12 protein-coding genes are annotated in these 19,610 nt (G+C 62.3%); 3 read left to right on the forward strand and 9 right to left on the reverse strand.

Annotation, left to right across the window (positions count from 1 at the left end; translation table 11 throughout):
- Nucleotides 1-75: 75 nt before the first annotated feature.
- From Q5H89_RS03200 to nuoK, 3 genes are all read right to left on the reverse strand, one after another.
- The gene (locus Q5H89_RS03200; RefSeq protein ID WP_305017847.1) at nt 76-2,529 is read right to left on the reverse strand and encodes a S9 family peptidase; all 2,454 of its coding nucleotides are present in this window, start codon (nt 2,527-2,529) and stop codon (nt 76-78) included.
- A gap of 152 nt (nt 2,530-2,681) precedes the next feature.
- Complete coding sequence (gene nuoL / locus Q5H89_RS03205; RefSeq protein ID WP_305017848.1) at nt 2,682-4,631, reverse strand: NADH-quinone oxidoreductase subunit L; 1,950 nt, start codon at nt 4,629-4,631, stop codon at nt 2,682-2,684.
- Nucleotides 4,632-4,693: 62 nt separating this feature from the next.
- Nucleotides 4,694-5,032: an NADH-quinone oxidoreductase subunit NuoK gene (nuoK, locus tag Q5H89_RS03210; RefSeq protein ID WP_133660117.1), complete on the reverse strand. Its 339-nt coding sequence runs from the start codon at nt 5,030-5,032 to the stop codon at nt 4,694-4,696.
- Between the two features lie 216 nt (nt 5,033-5,248).
- Between nuoK and Q5H89_RS03215 the strand changes: the two genes are divergently transcribed.
- Entirely contained in the window at nt 5,249-5,827 is a 579-nt protein-coding gene (locus tag Q5H89_RS03215) for an RNA polymerase sigma factor (protein ID WP_305017849.1), read from the forward strand.
- A 41-nt stretch (nt 5,828-5,868) separates the two neighbouring features.
- A complete protein-coding gene (locus tag Q5H89_RS03220) occupies nt 5,869-6,243 on the forward strand; it encodes a hypothetical protein (RefSeq protein ID WP_305017850.1) in 375 nt (124 codons plus the stop codon).
- Between the two features lie 101 nt (nt 6,244-6,344).
- Here the strand turns inward: Q5H89_RS03220 and Q5H89_RS03225 are convergent, their stop codons facing one another.
- The 3 genes from Q5H89_RS03225 to mutL all read right to left on the reverse strand — a co-directional run bounded on the left by Q5H89_RS03225 (nt 6,345) and on the right by mutL (nt 10,134).
- Nucleotides 6,345-7,244 (reverse strand): rhomboid family protein, encoded by a 900-nt coding sequence (locus Q5H89_RS03225; protein WP_305017851.1) that lies wholly within the window; start codon nt 7,242-7,244, stop codon nt 6,345-6,347.
- Between the two features lie 13 nt (nt 7,245-7,257).
- Nucleotides 7,258-8,055 (reverse strand): rhomboid family intramembrane serine protease, encoded by a 798-nt coding sequence (locus Q5H89_RS03230; protein ID WP_305017852.1) that lies wholly within the window; start codon nt 8,053-8,055, stop codon nt 7,258-7,260.
- Between the two features lie 75 nt (nt 8,056-8,130).
- A complete protein-coding gene (gene mutL, locus Q5H89_RS03235) occupies nt 8,131-10,134 on the reverse strand; it encodes a DNA mismatch repair endonuclease MutL (RefSeq protein ID WP_305017853.1) in 2,004 nt (667 codons plus the stop codon).
- Between the two features lie 273 nt (nt 10,135-10,407).
- Between mutL and Q5H89_RS03240 the strand changes: the two genes are divergently transcribed.
- On the forward strand, nt 10,408-13,404 hold the full coding sequence (locus tag Q5H89_RS03240; protein ID WP_305017854.1) for a glycoside hydrolase family 3 N-terminal domain-containing protein: 2,997 nt from the start codon (nt 10,408-10,410) through the stop codon (nt 13,402-13,404).
- A gap of 259 nt (nt 13,405-13,663) precedes the next feature.
- Here the strand turns inward: Q5H89_RS03240 and Q5H89_RS03245 are convergent, their stop codons facing one another.
- The 3 genes from Q5H89_RS03245 to Q5H89_RS03255 all read right to left on the reverse strand — a co-directional run bounded on the left by Q5H89_RS03245 (nt 13,664) and on the right by Q5H89_RS03255 (nt 19,577).
- Nucleotides 13,664-15,556 (reverse strand): M1 family metallopeptidase, encoded by a 1,893-nt coding sequence (locus Q5H89_RS03245; RefSeq protein WP_305017855.1) that lies wholly within the window; start codon nt 15,554-15,556, stop codon nt 13,664-13,666.
- 190 nt (nt 15,557-15,746) lie between these two features.
- The gene (locus tag Q5H89_RS03250; protein WP_305017856.1) at nt 15,747-17,990 is read right to left on the reverse strand and encodes a M3 family metallopeptidase; all 2,244 of its coding nucleotides are present in this window, start codon (nt 17,988-17,990) and stop codon (nt 15,747-15,749) included.
- A 102-nt stretch (nt 17,991-18,092) separates the two neighbouring features.
- Entirely contained in the window at nt 18,093-19,577 is a 1,485-nt protein-coding gene (locus tag Q5H89_RS03255) for a M28 family peptidase (protein ID WP_305017857.1), read from the reverse strand.
- Nucleotides 19,578-19,610: the final 33 nt, after the last annotated feature.

Below are 19,610 nucleotides of genomic sequence, written 5' to 3' on the forward strand. Positions count from 1 at the left end.
CGCCGCCGAGCCAAGCGCCAAAAAAGGCCCGGACTTGCGTCCGGGCCTTTTAGGTTACGCCCCGTAGTGCGGAGGTTAATTAGCGACGGTGGGCGCCGGGGCTTTCACGTATTTTGCTAGCCACGAATCCATTTCCCACAGCATATGCATCAGGTTTTCGCGGGCGGCGTAGCTGTGGGCTTCGGCGGGTAGCACCACGTAGCGGGCCGTGGCGCCCTGGCCCTTGAGGGCGGCGTAAAAACGCTCGCTCTGGATGGGAAACGTGCCCGAATTATTATCAGCCTCGCCGTGAATGAGCAGGATAGGCGTCTTGATTTTATCGGCAAAATTGAAGGGCGACATGGCATCGTAGACGCCCTTGGCCTGCCAGTAGGTGCGCTCCTCGCCCTGGAAGCCGTAGGGCGTGAGGGTGCGGTTGTAGGCCCCGCTGCGCGCAATACCGGCCTTAAACAGGTTGGAATGGGCTAGCAGGTTGGCCGTCATGAAGGCGCCGTAGCTGTGGCCCATCACGGCCACGCGGTTGGGGTCGACTACGCCCAGGCGCTGGCCTTCGTCGATGGCGGCCTTGGCGCTGCTCACCAGCTGCTCGGTGTAGGTGTCGTTGGGCTCGGCGCTGCCTTCACCCACAATAGGCACGGTGGCGTTTTCGAGCACCGCGTAGCCCTGCGTAACCCAATAAACCGGCGAGGCCCAGCTGATACGCGTGAAGGTGTAGGGCGAGCCGCTCACCTGCCCGGCATTGGCTTTATCCTTGAACTCGACCGGATAGGCCTCCATTAAGGTGGGCAGCGGGCCGTCGGTTTTCTTGTAGTTGGGCGGCAGGTAGAGGTTGGCCGTGAGGGCTACGCCATCGGCGCGCTTGTAGTGCAGCACCTGCTTGCGGAAGCTGCCGCCAAACTTGGCGTAGGGGTTGGAAAAGTGCGTGAGGGCTAGCGGCTGGCCTTTTTTGCCCAGCTCGCGCAGGTAGTAGTTGGGGCTCTGGTCGGCGGCCTCGCGGCGGGTCAGCAGCTCGGCCTGTCCTTTCTTGCCATCGAAAATGGCCACTGGCACTTCGTAGTACGGCGCTGCCGATTGCCACAGGCGCGTGCTTTTCTTGGTGGTCAGGTTCAGCTCATCCACAAACGGCCGGTCGCCCTCGGGCGAGGCGCCCTGGCCCGACAGGTAGATGGCCTGCCCGCCCTGGGCCAGGCGCAGCACCGGGCGGCCCTGGGCATTGCGGCGCGTGGCGGGCGTGCCGGGGTTGTGGTAAGTGTCCTGCGACGAGCCGTCGAACAGCACTTTCAGCGCCTGGCCGGGCTGGCTAGGGTCTAGCTGCCACGTAGTTTCGTGGCGGTCGGCCCAGCGGTAGCCATCTACCAGCGCCAGGTGGTCGGTGCCCCAGGTAAGGCCCGCGTAGCGCAGCGGCAGCGCGGCCAGTTCCTGCGGAGCGGTGAAGGGCGCGGCCAGCAGAAATACTTTGTCGCGCACGTTCGCCTTCACCTTGGGGTCGCCGCCATCCTGCGCCTCGGCGTAGCTGAGGGTGGCCGGCACGTCGGTGCGCCAGCCGTGGTCGCGCGGGCCGGTGGGCACAGCGTCGAAGTTAGTAGGCACGTTGTCGGCCAGCGGCAGGTCGGCAATGTTTTTCACGACCGCGCCGCTACCCAGGTCGAGCACGTCGATGCGCTGCGGGAAGCTGCTGATGGGCAGCGTGTACGAATACGGCCGGTGGGCGGTGCGCACCAGCACGTAGCGCCCATCGGGCGAGGGCGAGGCCGTGCGCAGCACGCCCGGCTGGCCCAGCGGCTGCGCCGAGCCGTCGGCCAGCTTCACCTTCACGAGCTGCGAGGTGGCGTAATAGTCGAAAATGCGCTCGTCGGCGGGGTTTTTCAGCAAGTCCTGGTAGGTGCGGGCGCCCGATTTCTTGCCGCCGCCGGTTTCCTGCACGGCCGGGCCGGTGGGCGTGGCATCGGCGGCCGGGGCCGCGCCGCGGCCAGCCGGCACTACTTTGGCCAGCAGCGTCTGGCTATCCGACACCCACTCAAACGCATTGCCAAACGCGTCATTGAGCGGCGTGGCCAGCAGGCGTCGGGCGGTGTTGGTAGCTACTTCGGCCACCCACAGCTCTACGCGGCCGGGGCTGCCATCGGCGGCCGGCACGGTGAGCGCAAAGGCCAGATGCTGATTATCGGGCGACCAGCTAGGGCTGCTGATGCGCGCCTGGGCCGGCAGGCCCTGCACTGGCGTTTCGGCCCCACCGGGCAGCTTCTTGAACTGCATACCCACCGCGTAGCTCACGCGGCTAGGGCCATTGGTACGCGGGTTGAGGCGCAGCCCGGCCAGCCGCAGCTCGGGCTGCGAAAGCTCGGCGATGGTTGGGAAATCCTGCACAGCCAGAATGGCCAGTACGCTGCCATCGCCCGCGAGGCTCACGCGGGGCGTAGGCGGCGCCAGCAGCAGGTCGCGGATGGCGGCCGGCGGCTCGTGGTACTGGGTTTCCTGGGCCATGGCCGGGCCTGCTAACAAAAGCAGGGCGGGTAAGATTTTTTTCATGAGACAGTAGGGCTAGAAACGAACGAACGTCAAGCTGAGCTGGCGAAGCAGCTTGCGCACACCGACGGGCCAATGACCCAATCAATGAAAGCAAGCTGCTCCGCTAGCTCAGCCCGACGTTCAATAGTACGCCAAACTGCTTGATTTATCGCTTATAAGCGTCCAAAATTCAAGCCTAAAATCAGCACAATGCCAATCACCATGAGAATCAAATACGTCTCCACCGAGCCGGTTTGCACGTTGCGCAGCAGTTGGCCGCCGGCCAGGGTCACGCGGCCCACGCCGTTGGCAATGGGGTCGATGATGCCATTTTCGACAAACTTGTAGAGGCCGGTAGAGAGCGCCATTATCGGCTTCACGATGAGGCTATTGTAAAGCTCATCCACATAGTATTTGTGGTATACCAGGTTCTCGGGGGCCGAGCGCTGGGCGTCGTCTTCGGCGGGGCGCTGGGCGCGGGCTACGTACTGCACGTAGGCCAGCACGATACCAACCACGGCCACTAATACGGAAATACCCATCAGCATCAGCTCGGTGCTGTGCTCAGGCTCGGTAGTAAACGCGGCCGGCAGAATCTGCTTCGAGTAAGTGAAAATCGGGGCCAGGTAATCGGCCAGGTAGTGCTTGCCCACAAACATGGGCGCGCCCATGAAGCCGCCCACAGCCGAGAGAATGGCTAGCACAATTAGCGGCAGCGTCATGCTGGCCGGCGACTCGTGCAAGTGTTCGCGCTGATGCTCGGTGCCCCGGAACTCGCCGAAGAAGGTGAGAAACAGCAAACGGAACATGTAAAAAGCCGTCAGAAACGAAGTAAACACGCCGATGGCCCACATCACCTTGCTGTGCTCGTACACGTGGCTCAGAATCTCATCTTTCGAGAAGAAGCCGGCAAACGGCGGGATGCCCGAGATAGCCAGACAGCCAATCAGCATCGTTAAGAACGTGATGGGCAAAGCCTTGCGCAGGCCACCCATGCGGCGCATGTCCTGCTCGTTGCTCATGGCGTGGATAACTGAGCCGGCCCCCAGGAAGAGCAGCGCCTTGAAGAACGCGTGCGTGAGCACATGGAAAAACGACGAAGTATAGCCCATCACGCCCAAGGCCAGGAACATATACCCTAGCTGCGACACGGTGGAGTAAGCCAGTACTTTCTTTATGTCGTTCTGGGCCAAGCCGATAGTAGCGGCGAAGAGCGCCGTGGCCAGGCCAATAATGCCCACCACTTCGAGCGTATGCGGGGCTAGCGTGAAGAGTACGTTGGAGCGCAGCACGAGGTAGATACCAGCCGTAACCATGGTAGCGGCGTGGATAAGGGCCGAAACCGGCGTCGGGCCGGCCATTGCGTCGGGTAGCCAGGTGTAGAGAGGCAGCTGCGCCGATTTACCCATGGCGCCCACGAAGAGCAACAGCGTAATGAAGGTGCATACGCCCACGCCATAGTTGCCAAACTGCCCCAGGCTAGCCTTCTGAAATACCTCGGCGTATTGCACCGAGTTGAAGGTCAGGTACATCAGGAAGATACCGAGCAGAAAGCCCAGGTCGCCCACACGGTTGATGATGAAGGCTTTTTTGGCGGCGTTGTTGTAGCTGGTATTTTTATTCCAGAAGCCAATGAGCAGGTACGAGCACAGCCCCACGCCTTCCCAACCAATGAAAAGAATGACGAAGTTGGCCCCCAGCACCAATATCAACATGCTGAACACGAACAGGTTGAGGAAGCTAAAAAACTTCCCCACGTTCTCGTCGTGGTGCATGTAGCCGATGCTGTAGATGTGGATAAGGGTACCCACGCCCGTAATCAGCAGCAGCATGAGCAGGCTCAGTTGGTCAATCTGGTAGCTGAAGGGAATTTGCAGCGAGCCCACCGAAATCCAGTCGAACAGGTTGACGGTGTACTGGTACTGAAAATTGACGAACAGGAATACCGACAGCAGAAACGACCCTAGCACGGCAAGTGTGCCAATGGCGCCGGCCACCGTGCCCGATAATTTTCTGTTTAGCAGTCCATTGAGCAGAAAACCCAGAAAAGGCAACCCCGGAATGAGGACGTACAGCAGGGTCGAAAAAGGCGCCGTGGCACCGGGGAGAACAGTTTCTTGCATAAGATAACTAGCGACTGAGCGAGTGCGAATGCCGGGCGCTGCCGGGCACTAACAACCGGTTTTTACCCTTTCAACCGGCTGAGCAGGTTGACGTCGGTATTCTGGAAGTTGCGGTAAATCATGACAATAATGCCCAGGCCTACCGAAACTTCGGCGGCGGCTACGGCCATGATGAAGAACACGAACACCTGCCCGTTGGGGTCGGCGCGGTAAGCGGCAAAAGCCGTCAGCAGAATATTCACGGCGTTGAGCATCAGCTCGATGCACATGAAGATGATGATGGCATTGCGCCGGATAAGCACCCCCGTAACGCCGATGCAGAAGAGCGCGGTGGCGAAAAACACGTAGTACTGCAACGGCACTTCGTGAATGACGGCGGGAACGATAGAAGCGTTGGTCATGGCAAGAAAGCTGCGGGAAAGCGCGGCCGGCCTGCGGCCGACCTAGCGGGCAAAGTTAGGGCCGTAGCGCGGACTCTGCGAACCCGCGCGTAGATGTTTCAAAAGTTGGTCGGCGCGGGCTCGCAGAGTCCGCGCTACTTTTCCATAAAATATTGGCTAGGGCTCTGCGTCTGCTTAGGCACGATGGAAGCACTAGCCCTCCCCCTTTCCGCTCTTATGACGACCGCCGCCGGCCAAGACCAGCAGATACAAACGGCGGTGCGCGAGCAGCGCGGCCGCTTGCTGCGGTTTATTGAGCGGCGCGTGCCCGACCCCGACGAGGCCGAGGACATTCTGCAGGATGTCTTTGCCGAGCTTGTCGAAAGCTACCGGCTGCTGAAGCCCGTGGAGCAGGCGGCAGCCTGGCTCTTCCGGGTGGCCCGCAACCGCATTATTGACCGCTACCGGCGCGTGCCGGCCCAGCGCACGGTGTCGCTCGATGCGCCGCTGGGGGCCGGCACCGACGGCGACGAGCCCGCCCGCCTGCTGCAAGACGTGCTGCCCGCCCCCGACGACTCGCCCGAAAACCGCCTGCTGCGCGAAACCATCATGGACGCCCTTACCGATGCCCTGGCCGAGCTGCCGGCCGAGCAGCGCCAGGTATTTGTGTGGCACGAGCTGGAAGACAAGTCGTTCAACGACATGGTTACTGAAACCGGCGTGCCGCTCAAAACCCTTATCTCGCGCAAGCACTACGCCGTGAAGCACTTGCGCAAGCGCCTGCGCACGCTCTACGACGAACTGTTTACCGACTAGCCTGCCATCGCCCCTCCCACCTACTTGCTGTTATTTTAGATATGAACCGCTCTTTTTGGCTGAAAAAAGCCTTCAAATTTGTCTTCTTCGCCACCCTGTTTGTGGGCTTGGCCGGGTTTGCCACCATGAGTCTCTGGAACTGGCTCATGCCAATGATTTTCCACCTGCCACTGCTTAATTTCTGGCAGGCGCTCGGGCTGCTGGTGCTTAGCCGCATTCTCACGGGCGGCTTTGGACGCGGCGGCCAGGGCGGCTGGGCCCGGGGCCGCGCCTGGAAACGCCAGATGCAGCAGCGCATGGAAGCCTTTTCGCCGGCCGACCGCGAGCGGTTTCGCCAGCAGATGCGCAGCCGCTGTGCCGGCTCCTGGGGCCGCCCGGCCACCAGCACTGAAGCGCCGGCCGCGCCCGCAGCTTAACGTTTTTTCTTATCCATTTGTCCAGCAAAAAGCCCGTCGTTTCGACGGGCTTTTTCTTTTCTAACTCAACCGAGATGCGGATTCGCGAAGCTTGCGACGCCTTACTGCTGGCTGGCGCGGAAGAGCTTTTGCTTTTCGTCCTTCGAGAGGCTTTCGTAGCCCGAGCGCGAGATTTTATCCAGAATAAGGTCCACTTCTTCGGGCGGTGTTGTGCTAGGGGCCGCTTTGCTGGCCGTGGCCGTGGTGCGGCCCACCGATACGGGGCTGCGGTGCGTCACCTTCATAGCCGGCCGCGCCTGGAAAAGGCTGCTAAACCAGTTGCCTACTGCCACTACCGGCCGGCCCATATCGCGGCCGGCTTTGAGCTGCTTCACAAAAACGAAGCCTAGCAAAGCCCCGCCCAGGTGCGTAATCTCGCCACCGGGATTACCGCCGTTGATGCCGGCCAGCGAAATCAGCACCACGGCTACGGCTATCCACTTGATTTTGACCGCGCCCAGAATAAAGAGCATGAAGGTATAATCGGGCAGCAGCGTAGCCGCCGCCACGATAATAGCCGTGACCGAGGCCGAGGCCCCGATAACGGGCAAGCCCAGCCCGGGCTGCAGCACCGGAATAAAATTGTAGGCTAGCAGAAAGAACACTGCCCCGGCCAGCGCGCCCAGCACATAGAGACTCACCAGCCGCCGGTCGCCCAGGTACTCCCGAATAATTTGCCCGAACCAGTAGAGGTTCAGCATATTAAACAGGATATGCAGAAAACCTTCGTGCACAAAGGCATAGGTGAGTAGCGTCCAGGGGTGGCGCAGCAGCACCCAGCCATCCGACGACAGGGCTAGCTGGCGCATGATGAGCGTGTACGTGCCGCTGGACTGGGCAATGAAAAATATTGCCCGCAGAATGATAAGGACGGCAAATACCAGCGCGTTGAGGATAATGAGCTGATTAAGCGCATTATCGCGGCGCGAAAAGGCATCGCGGATATCCTGGGTCAAACTCATAGAAAGCGAAGATTTAGTAGAAGCGGGCGCGGCCGCTTTCCCAGAATTTAAGAATAATAAACCCAATCAGCAGCCCGCCGATGTGGGCAAAGTGGGCAACGTTGTCGCCGGGCGCTTGGTGCACGCCATTGTACAACTCGTAAGCACCATAAAAGAACACAAAATACTTGGCCTTGATGGGAAACGGGAAAAAAAGCAAAAACAGCTCTGTATTCGGAAACAGGTAGGCGAAGGCGAAGAGGATACCAAACAGTGCGCCCGACGCCCCTAGCATACCGCCGCGCGGCGAATCGTGAATGACGTGATATATTTCCTGCACGTGCTGCACAATAGCCTGCTGCAGGTTCTGGTCGTTGGGGTTGCGCTCCAGGGCTGCCGCTGCTGCTTCATCTTCGGCCTGCTTAAAGCCACTTTGGCGCATAAATTGGTCGTAGTCGCCGGCATTAGGGCTGCGCACCACTTCGGTATACACCGCGTCGAGCTGGCGCATTTCATAGATGCGCACGCCTTGGTAAAGCACGCCAGCCCCCACGCCGCACATCAGCCAAAAGGCCAGAAAGCGCTGCCCGCCCCAGCGCTGCTCCAGCAGCGGCCCAAACGAGATGAGGCCAAACATATTGGAGAAAATATGCCCCCAGCTACCGTGCAAGAACATATAAGTGAAAAACTGCCAGAAATGGAAGTACGGTGAGCCCGGCACGTACAAGCTGCCAAGCTGCGTGATAGGAATGTTGCGTAGATTTTCCTGGGCCAGAAATACGGCCAGGTTAATCAGGAGCAGGTTGCGGACGGTAGGCGTGAGATTGAACATGCAGGAACGCCAGGCGTAGGCCTGGCGATTGAAACAAGAGAACAGCGGCGCGGCGCAAAGGTCGCACCGGGCCGCTTACGCGCCAGCCTTGCGGAAATAGGCCGCCAGCTGCTCGCCATCGAGCAGCACTACGGTGGGGCGGCCGTCGGGGGTATAGTTGGGCACCTGGCAGGCGAAAAGCTTATCTACCAAGGCATTCAGCTCCACATCGGGCAGGCGGGGCTGGCTGGTGGCCTGGGCCACGCGCCGGGCCAGCGCCCGGGCCAGGGCCTCGCGCCGGTCGAGGCGCAGCGGGGCCGCACCGCTTCTGAACTGCTCAATCAAGCCTTCGAGCAGCTCCTTCTCGCCTTGGGCGGGCAGGTCGGCAGGCACGGCCTCGATGGCAATGGTATTGGGCCCAAACTCCGCGAAGCGGAACCCTAGCAGGTGCAGCGAGGGCGTCAGCTCGCCCAGCACGGCATAGTCGGCGGGCGAAAACGTGAGCGGGCGCGGAAACAGCAGCGCCTGCGAGTGCACCGCGCCCCGCTCCTGCCCCGCCGCGTACTGCTCGTAGAGGATGCGCTCGCGGGCCGCCTCTTGGTCAATCAGCATCAGGCCCGACTTCACGGGCAGCAGCACGTAGCGGTTCAGCACTTGGGTGGCGCGCGGGTTGTGCGGGGCTCCGCTACCGCCGCCACTGGGGCTAACCGAGCTGGCGTGCTGCGGCCGGGGTTGGTCGGGCGGCGCCGGGTGGGTAAAGGGCAGCTCGGGCAGCGGCGCTACCGGGGACACCATCGTAACGGCTCCAGTTGGGGCGGCCTCATCGGCAGCCGGGCGCACGGGCTGGCCTAGCTCGCGGTAAAAAGCTTCGAGGTCGCGCTTGGCCTGCTCGGTGGGGCGCGCCGGGGCGGCGCGTTCGGCGGCAGGCCGGCTGCCCCGTGCCGCCGCCGACACCGACGAGGCCAGCGCATCGGGGTTGAATTCGACAGCGCGGGTGGGCATGGGCAGCGCGGCGCTCTCGCCACCAAAGCCGCTAGCCCCCGCCGAGGTGCGCAGCGGCCGGATGGGCGCAAAATTCACGTCGCCCTCAAAGTCGAGCGAGGGTGTGAGGCTGTGCACGCCCAGCGCCTGCCGCACGGCGGCGCGCACCACGGCGTACACCGTTTTTTCGTCCTCAAATTTTATTTCCGTCTTCGTGGGGTGCACGTTGATGTCAATCGCCTTGGGGTCAAGCTCCAGAAACAGCACGTAGAACGGGTGCGTGTCGCGGGCCAGCAGCCCTTCGTAGGCGGCCAGCACCGCGTGGTTGAGGTAGGCCGAGCGGATAAAGCGGTTATTGACGAAAAAAAACTGGTCGCCCCGGCTTTTCTTCGCCGACTCCGGCTTACCGATGTAACCCTTCACCGTAATAAACGGCGTTACTTCTTCGCAGCTAGCTAGTTGCTCTTTGTAGTTATTGCCCAGCAGCGCCACAATACGCTGGCTCAGCTTACCGGCGGGCAGGCCAAATACCTCCAGGTCATTCTGGTACAGCGAGAAGGCAATCTGCGGATTAGCCAACGCCACGTGCTGAAACTCGTCCAGGATGTGGCGCATCTCCACCGCGTTGCTTTTCAAGAAGTTGCGCCGGGCGGGCACGTTAAAAAACAGGTTCTTCACCGCGATGCTCGTGCCGTCGGGGCAGGCCGTGGGCGTTTGGCTGGTCACCGCCGAGCCCTCCACGAGCAGCAGCGAGCCGGTTTCCTGGCCGCGCTGCTTGGTCCGAATCTCGACCTGGGCCACGGCCGCGATGCTAGCCAGCGCCTCGCCCCGGAAGCCCAGCGTGCGAATGCGAAACAGGTCCTCGGTCGAGCGGATTTTGCTGGTGGCGTGGCGCTCCAGGCTCATGCGCGCGTCGGTGGCCGACATGCCGGCGCCGTCGTCGACTACCTGCACGAGCTGCTTACCCGCTTCTTTCACAATTAGTTGAATGCTGGTGGCGCCGGCATCGACGGCGTTTTCGAGCAGTTCCTTCACCACCGAAGCCGGGCGCTGCACCACCTCGCCCGCCGCAATCTGGTTGGCAAGGTATTCGGGCAGAAGTTGAATGATGTCGGGCATAGGGACGGGGGTAGGCCAGGGGCACTACCATTTTTTGGCGGCCGGGGCGGGCAATTAGCCAGCAGCACAGGCGTTTTTCATCGGCCGCTACTAGCTTGGTGCCTACCTTTGCGGCCAATTTTGGGCTAGCTGCCCGGGTTACTTTGGGCTGCCAAGGGTTCTGGCTTGTATGGAACCGCTAGGGGCAGCCGGGGGTTCCGGCAGCATCCGCTGGCAAAAGTAGGCCGGCCGGACCGCCTTTTCTACCTCTTTAAAACTTCCCGCCCTGGGCTGATGCGCGTCGATTTGCGGTTTTTGTTTCTGGGGTTGCTGCTGGGGGTTGCCGGGTTGCTGCTAGGCTTTTCGGAGCCCCGCAAGCCCCTGCCCGACCCGCTGCCCAGCGGCCCCGCCGAAACGCAGTGGGTCGATAGCGTGTTTAACTCGCTTACGCCCGACCAGCGGCTCGGCCAGTTTTTTATGGTGGCCGCCTACTCCAACCGCGAAAAAGCCCACGCCGACCGCATCGAGCGCCTGGTACGCAACCAGGGCATTGGGGGCGTGATGTTTTTGCAGGGCGGCCCCAAGCGCCAGGTCATCCTAACCAACCGCTTGCAGGCTGCCGCCAAGGTGCCGCTGCTCATCGCTACCGATGCCGAGTGGGGCCTCGATATGCGCCTCGACTCCACGGCGCACTTCGCCAAGGAAATGACCCTGGGCGCCATGGACGACGACCAGCTGGTGTACCAGATGGGCCGCGACCTGGCCCGCAAGCTGCGGGCGCTGGGTGTGCACATCAACTTTGCGCCGGTGGTCGATGTCAACTCCAACCCCGGCAACCCCGTGATTGGCAACCGCTCATTCGGCGAAAACCAGGACCGCGTAGCCGCGCTAGGGGTGCAGTATATCAAAGGCTTGCAGGGCCAGCACGTGATTGCCGTAGCCAAGCACTTCCCGGGCCACGGCGATACCGATACTGACTCGCATGTGGCCCTGCCGGTCATCAACACCGACCTGGCCAGGCTCGAAAAGGTGGATTTGGTGCCCTTTCAGAAGTCGTTTGAGGCCGGGGCGCTGGGCGTGATGGTGGCCCACCTCTACATGCCTTTGTTCGACACAACCAACGCTAAAACTACCACGCTCTCGAAGGCGCTCGTGACCGGGCTGCTGCAAGAGCGCATGGGCTTTAAGGGCTTGATTTTCACCGATGCACTGAACATGCGCAGCGTGAGCAAGCTCTACAAATCGGGCGAGCTTGATGCGATGGCCCTGGCCGCCGGCAACGACGTGCTGCTGTTTTCGGAAGACGTGCCGGCCGCCCTTATCCGCATCAAGGAAGCCGTGGCGGCAGGCCACCTCAACCAGGCCGACCTCGATGCGCGGGTCAGGAAAATACTGCGCGCCAAGTACTGGGCCGGGCTTAATAAGTACAAGCCCGCCAATGCGCTAGCCCTGCGCGACAGCCTCAACCTGCCCGCTTCGCGGGTGCTGGCCCAAACGATTTTTGAGCACGCCGTGACGGTGGTGAAGAATGAGGACAAGCTTCTTCCCTTCCAACGCCTTGATACGCTGCGCATTGCGGCCATTACTATCGGCACCCAGCCGGAAGGGCCCTACGCCACCATTTTCAACAAATACCAGCCCGGCCCGGTGTACGCCGTGTCTGACCGCTACGCGCCCGACTCTACTTTCAGCCGCATTCAGGCCAGCCTCGGCGATGCCAACGTGGTGGTAGTGAGCCTGCATCAGATGAACAACACCCCTAGCCACAGCTACGGTCTGGGCGAGGGCGCGCTGAAATTCCTCAAGAACCTGGAGGCCGATAAGCGCCGCAAAACCGTGGTGGTAGCGATGGGCAACGCCTACGGCCTCAAGTTTCTGGAATCGGCCCGCACGCTGGTGTGCGGCTACGAGGACCACTACGCGGCGCAGCTGGTGGTGCCGCAGGTGCTGTTTGGCGCGCTGCCGGCGCGGGGCAAGCTGCCCGTTACGGTGTCGGAAACGCTGAAGGCGGGCACTGGGCTGGCCACTGCCGACCTGCACCGGCTGCGCTACGCTGCCCCCGAGCGCGAGGGCCTCGACTCGCACATTATGAGTCAGATAGACCATATTGCGCTTGAGAGCATTGTGACGGCCGCCACCCCCGGCTGCCAGGTGCTCATCGCCAAAAACGGCACGGTGGTATTTGACCAGAGCTACGGCTATGGCACCTACGACCAGAGCCAGCCCGTGACCAACAGCACGCTCTACGACCTGGCTTCGGTAACGAAAGTGGCCGGCACCTTGCAGGCCGTGATGTACCTCAAGGACCAGGGCCGCCTGAACCTGGACGAGAAAGTGAGCAGCTACCTGCCCGAAATGCAGCGCACCAACAAGCGCGATGCTACCGTGCGCGATATTTTGCTGCACCAAGCGGGCCTCAAGCCCGGCATTCCGACCTGGGAGCGCACCGTGCGCGATGGCGCCCTCAAGCCGGCTTATTATTCGAGCACCCGCTCCGATGATTTTCCGAATGAGGTAGCGCCCGGCGAGTACTCCATCAAAGCCGCCGACGACTCGGTGTGGGCCTGGACGCTGCGCTCGACGCTGCTGCCCAAGGTGCGCGGCAAATACCCGGTGGAGTATTCTGACCTCAGCTTCATCATCATGAAGCGCCTGAGCGAGAAGCTACTAGGCCAGTCGCTGGCGGAATTCCTACCCAAGGAGTTCTACAAGCCGCTGGGGCTAGCGACCATGACGTACAACCCGCTCACGCGCTTTCCCAAGAGCTGCATCGCGCCTACCGAAAAGGATACCTACTACCGCCGCGAGCAGCTGCAAGGCACCGTGCACGACCAAACTGCTGCCCTCGTGGGCGGCGTGGGCGGCCACGCCGGCCTCTTCGCCACCGCGAATGACCTGGCAGTACTCATGCAGATGAACCTGCAGAACGGCAAGTACGGTGGCAACCAATACTTTCAGAATTCGGTGGTGAGCGAATTTTCGCGCCCGCAGGTGGCCGGCAACAAGCGCGGCTTGGGTTGGGACCGCGGCGACCCCAGCAAGCCCGAGGGCCCCACCAGCCGGCTAGCCCCGGCCAGCACCTTCGGCCACACGGGCTTCACGGGCACCTGCGTGTGGCTCGACCCCGACAATCAGATTCTCTACGTCTTCCTCTCCAACCGCGTGTACCCCGACGCGGGCAACGTGAAGCTGCGCACGTATAATATCCGCACCCGCATTCAGGAGGTGATTTATAAGGCGATGGCCCAGAATAAGCCGGAGCGCGTAGGTGGCGCAGCCGGCGGGCAGTAGCCGGAGGACGCTGGCGCGAGTTTAGCGCAGCGTAACTCGCGCCTGATTATGTGATGAGGCTGTGCCTCATCTGCCGCGCCAGCAGTAGAGGGTCGCCAGGGTATGTATTAATCTATGCGAGCTATCCGGCCGCTAGCGCGGCAGTGGAGGTATAACCTCCACTTATCAACTGGCACGAGTTACGCTGCGCTAAACTCGCGCCAGTTAGGTTTCTTCAGCCAAGCACACGGCCAAGTCACTGCTGCTTAAGCTATTTAAGCTACTCCGCCGCCAGCCATACGTTGTCGGCCGGATAGCTGTCGGGCACGTAGAGGCTGCCTAGCGTGACTTTTTTGATGGTGCGGCCGTTGCGCACGGGCACCGTCACGGTTTTGGCGCCCTCTTTCCAAACGGCAATGCTGCGGTGGATTTGCTCCGTGTCACCATTATCGAAGGTCACGGTCAGGTCTACGGGCACGGGCTTGCTGCCTTTGGCGGTAACGGTGATTTGGGCGGGCTTATCGGCGGGGCGCACCACGGTGGTGATGGCCAGGTCGGGGTAGCCGCCCTCAAAGAACCAGCGCTGCCAGAACCAGTCGAGGTTCTGGCCGGCCCCGGCGTTCATCGAGTAAAAGAAATCGTAGGGCATGGGGTGCTTGCCGTGCCAGGTGCGAATGTACGTATGCAAGGCCTTGATAAACAGCTCATCGCCGAGCATATCCTTTACGTAGAGGTACCCTAGCCCCGGCTTGGGATACGAGTTGAGGAAGAACGGCGCGCCGGTTTGCTGCGTGGTGAGCGTCACGATGGGCAGGTCGTCCTCGGTGTCGGCGGCGCGGGCGTAGGCCGCCATGCCGTAGTCGTCGATGAGGCCGGGCTGGATGAGGGGCGAGATAATCCACTCGCCGATAGTGGCCCAGCCCTCGTCCATCCAGCCGTATTTCGTCTCGTTGATGCCCATGTAAAACGGGAACATCGTGTGAAAAATCTCGTGGTCGGTGAGCGTGATGCCCTCCTCGCGGGTGCGGGTCGGGCTGTCGTTCACCATCATGGGATACTCCATCTGGTCGAGGCCGTCGAACACCGTTTCGTGGCTGTAGGGGTAGGGCCATTGGGGGAAGGTATAGCTCATGGCTTCCACCGTTTTACGGCCAAACCTGGCAACCTCCTCAAAATCGTCGTGGCTGGGGTTGTACACGGCATCGACGCGGGTGCGGCGCTTGGTGGCGGGGTCTACCACGAGGCTGGTGGCCTCCCACACGTAGTGGTCGGCGGTGGCAAAGGCAAAGTCCGTCACGTCGCGCGCGTCGAAGTGCCAGGTATTGTAGGCGTTGGGTGCGGTGGCATCGTGCAGCCGCGCCTCGGCGCTGTCGATAATGCTGGTAATGCCGTCCTTTTTTTCGGCAGCGCGCAGGCGCGCCAGGTACTTTTTGGCGAGCACCTTGTCGGCATTCGTCAGGTCGCCGGTGGCCCACACCAGGAAGTTGCGCGGCACCGTGATGTCGGCCGCGAAGTGACAGAAGTCGTTGTAAAACTCCGGCCCGCCGGTGTACGCTATTCGGTTCCAGCCGTCAACATCGTCGTACACGGCAACGCGCGGGAAGAAATACGCCACAAAATCGGCTCCCGGCGCCACCTCGCCCGTGCGCTGATGCGAGCCTTTATTGAGGGTGTACGAATACGTAATGGTAACCTGCGCCGCCTGCCGGGCGCCGATGGCGCGGCGCAGCGGCACCAGCATATTGGTATTGTCAATCTGCAGCTGGCCGGGGTCGATGGCCTGGCCATTCACGCTCAGCTGCTCGATTTTTACGCCGTCGCTCAAGTCCTCGGGGGCAAACTTGCCCGAGCGCGGGGCCCCCTTCTGGTACAGATTCGGGTAGAGCTTGAACCAGAGCTGGCGCAGCGAATCGGGGCTATTATTCTGATACTTAATAGCAACAGTGCCCGCTAGCAGGCGCGTGGCCGGGTCAAAATTGACCTTGATGGTGTAGTCGGCCGTGTTCTGCCAGTACTTGGGGCCGGGCTGGCCGCTGGGCGAGCGGGTGCCCCGGTCGTAGGTAGCCCGCAGGTTGCGGGGCATGGGCAGCGGCGCCTGGGCCAGGCTAGCCGAATATGAAAAGGCCAGCAGCGCGACGAGCGCCAATCGAGAAAAACCGAGAATCTTTTTCAACCAGAAAAACTGAAAATGGAGCGTCAGGGAATCGTGAGGGCCTTTGCCATCGAAAACCTACCCGCTCGCTACTAACGCAAAAACTACCCTACTGCTGCAAGCCAGCCCGCAAAAATAGCTAAACCGGCAGGCTGGCCCGACGAACGCCGGGCCAGCCTGCCGGTTTATGCTTAGCTGGCACCAGGTACGCCTACCGGGCGGTTCCGGTGGCCTTCACCCCAGCCGCTTTGCCCGGCTTGGGCAGCGCCTTGGCCGGCGTCATCGGGAAGCCGCGGTGCTTCATCAGGGCATCGATTTTGGGGTCGCGGCCGCGGAAGGCGCGGTAGCCGGCGGCCGGGTCCACGGTGTTGCCTACTGTAAATACGTGCGCCCGCAGGCGGGCCGCCACGGCTTTGTCGTAGGGGCCGCCGGCTTCGGTGAAGGCGCTGAAGGCATCGGCGGCCAGCACCACCGACCACAGGTAGGAATAGTAGCCCGCCGAGTAGCCATCGCTTGAGAACACGTGGCTGAACTGCGGCGTGCGGTGGCGCATCACCAGCTCGTGGGGCATGCCCAGCTCGGCCAGGGTTTCGCGCTCAAACTTATCGGGGTCAATCTTTTGCGAGCCCGCCAGGTGCAGCTTCATGTCGATGAGGGCGCTGGCCAGGAACTCGGTCGTGGCAAAGCCTTCGTTGAAGGTGCTGGCCTTGTTGATGCGGTCAACCAATACCTGCGGAATGGGCTGGCCGGTCTGGTAGTGCAGGGCAAAGCGGTTGAGCACCTCGGGCGTGGGCAGCCAGTTTTCGAGCAGCTGCGACGGAAACTCCACGTAGTCGCGCACCACGCTGGTGCCCGCCAGGCCGGGGTAAGTCACGTTGCTCGACAGCCCGTGCAGGGCGTGGCCAAACTCGTGAAACAGCGTGGTGGCGTCGGTCCAGGAAATGAGCACCGGCTCGCCCTCCTTGCCCTTCACGAAGTTTGAGTTATTGGACACAATGGTCGTTACCTCCTTGCCATCCATGCGCTCCTGGTTACGGTAGGCATTCATCCAGGCGCCCGAGTTTTTGCCGGGGCGGGCGTAGGGGTCAAAATACCACAGGCCCACCTGCTTGCCGGTGGTTTTGTCGTTTACCTGCCACACCCGCACGTCGGGGTGGTACACGGGCACGTCCGTTACGGGCACGAAGGTGAAATTGAACAGTTCGCCGGCCACCCAAAACATGCCCTCGCGCATCTTATCGAGCTGCAAGTAGGGCTTCACCTCGTTCTGGTCGAGGTCGTAGCGGGCCTTGCGCACCTTCTCGGCGTAGTAGCGGTAGTCCCAGGGCTCGATTTTGAAGCCGGCCGGGGCGCCCTCTTTCCTGGCTAGGGCTTGCATATCGGCCACCTCTTCGTGCACGCGGGCCACGGCGGGCTTCCACACTTCCAGCATCAGCTGCATGGCGGCCTCGGGGGTTTTGGCCATCGTGTTGTCGAGGCGCAGGTGGGCGTGGGTGGGGTACCCTAGCAGCTTGGCCCGCTCGGCGCGCAGCTGCAAAATCTGGGTGATGATGGCGTTGTTGTCGTGCGCGCCCCCGTTGTCGCCACGGTTGGTGAACATGCGCCAGGCCTTCTCGCGCAGCGGTCGCTGGTCCGAGTACGTCAGAAACGGGTCGATACTGGAGCGCGTGTTCGTGATTACGCCTACCCCATTCGCCTTGCGCCCAGTAGCCGCCGCGGTGGCCGCGTCGCGCAGCGACGGCGGCAGCCCGCCCAGGTCCTTATCGGTCTTCAGTACCAAAACCGAGTCGGCTTCATCGGCCAGCACATTCTGCGAGAAGTGCGTGAACAGCCCCGCCAGTTGCTGATTGATTTGCGAGAGCCGGGCCTTGGCCGGCGCATCGAGCTTGGCGCCGGCGCGCACAAACTGCTTGTAGTTGACCTCCACCAGCCGCTGCTGCTCGGGCGTGAGCTTCTTGGTGGCGGGCGACTTATACACCGCCTCAATGCGCTTGAACAGGGCCGTATTCTGCGAAATCTGGTCGGCAAAGGCGGCCATTTTAGGCGCCATCTCCGTTTCGACAGCGCTGAAGGCCTTGTCGTTCAGCGTCGATTTCCAAACACCATACACGGCCTGCACGCGGTCGAGGGCCGTGCCGCTGCGCTCCATCGCCGCAATGGTATTGTCGAACGTGGGCGCGGCCGGGTTGTTGGCAATGGCCGCGATTTCGGCCAGGTTTTCGGCCATCGCCGCTTCGAGGGCCGGCTTGAAATCAGCTACGTTGACTTTATCAAAAGCGGGCACGCCGCCGTGGGGGCCACCCCAGGGGGCTAGCAATGGCGCCTGGTTGGCGCGGCCGGCCACCGTTACCACCGGGCTAGTAGCCTGGGCCATACTACAATAGGGTTGGGCCACCGCGAGGCCTAGCAGCGCGAGGCTGCCAGCCAGGCGGCGGTGGGGGGAAGAAAACGACATGCAAGTGCGAGAAAAGGAAAACTATACGTCTTAAAATTACGCCATAACGGCGCCGGCCTTGCTAGCTAGCGAGGGCCGACGCCGTTGCGCTTACCAACGGGCCTAGCGCTCCAGCTTGAAGCCGGGGTCGCGGGCGGGCGGCGCAGTACGGTTGGCCACAGCCCAGCCGGTGAGGTACATCCAGCGGGTCATGTTGGTGAGCTTGGGGTAGTTGATGCGCTCGGGCTCGTCGCGGGGCGTGTGGTAGTCGGGGTGCAGCAGCGAAGTGTACATCACCGACGGAATACCCAGGCGGGCATACGGCAGGTGGTCGGAGCGGAAATACCAGCCCTCGGGGTGGTCGGCGCGGTCCCAAAGCGTGTCGAGCTTGAACTTGGGGCCGGCCTGGTTGGCGGCCAGGGCGATGTTCACCAGGTCGGCCGAGTTGCGGTGCGGGCGCTGGCGGCCCAGCAGGGCGGCGCTGTCGGGGGCGTTGCGGCCCATCATCTCGGCATTGAGCACCGCCACGATGGACGACTGCGGCACCGTGGGGTTGGCCGAGTAGTAGCGCGAGCCGATGAGCCCGCGCTCCTCAGCGCCGTGGTACACGAAGAGCGCGGTGCGCCGCGCCGGCTTCTGCTTGAAGGCGCGCATGATGGCGAGCAGCGCCGAGCAGCCGGTGGCGTTGTCGTCGGCGCCGTTATAAATCGAGTCGCCGGCCACGGCCTCGCGCACGCCGTCGTGGTCCTGGTGGGTGCTGAAGAGCACGTTCTGGCTCTTGAGCTGGGCATCGGTGCCGGGAATTTTGGCCACGATGTTCACCGACGGGTAGCCGAAGCTTTCCAATTGCAGATTGGCCACAAACTGCTGGCCGGGCTGCTGAGCCCAGCTAGCGGCGCTGGCGGGCAGCCAGATGGTGGGCGCGCCGGTGGCCATTTTCACGTTGGGGTCGCCGGGCAGGCCGTAGCGGCCGCGCTCGTAGGTGTGGCCCCAGTGCTCGAACACGGCCTGGGCGCGGGCGTCGCCCACAATCACCACGGCCACCGCGCCGGCCTTCATCAGCTCGGCCGAGCGGTCGCGCATGGTAGCCATCTGGTAGCGCCGGAAGCTGAGGCCGGGCGTGACCTCGCCGCCAAACTGCATGGCCACGGCCTTGCCTTTCACATCGACCTTGGCCAGCTCGGCGGGGCTAGCGCTGCCCACCCACACCATGGGCGCGTTCACGCTGGCGCTCACCGGGGCGAAGAGAATCGCGTCGTGATTAAGCTTGAGCGCGTGGCTGCCGATGCTGAGCGTGCTGCCCTTGGTGAGGCGCGTACGCTGCATCGTAAACCACTGGAAGTACGTGCCATCGTCGCCGGCGGGCAGCGCCCCGATGGCCCGCATCTGGTCGGCCAGCCACACGGAGGCCTTCAGCTCATCGAGGGTGCCGGCTTCGCGGCCGCGGTAGTGGTTGCCGCCCAGCGCAAACAGGTCACGCTTGATGTCGGCTTCCTTGATGGCGCTTTCGGCGTTGGCCGTTGGGGCGGGCACGGCCTTTTTTTGGGCCTGGCCCGCCAGGGGCGCGGCCAGCGCCAAGGCGGCCAGCAGGTGGAATTTATGTTTCATTAGAAAAGGAATTAAATAGGTATTACCAAGTAA

Source organism: Hymenobacter cheonanensis (assembly GCF_030581075.1).
GTDB lineage: Bacteria > Bacteroidota > Bacteroidia > Cytophagales > Hymenobacteraceae > Hymenobacter.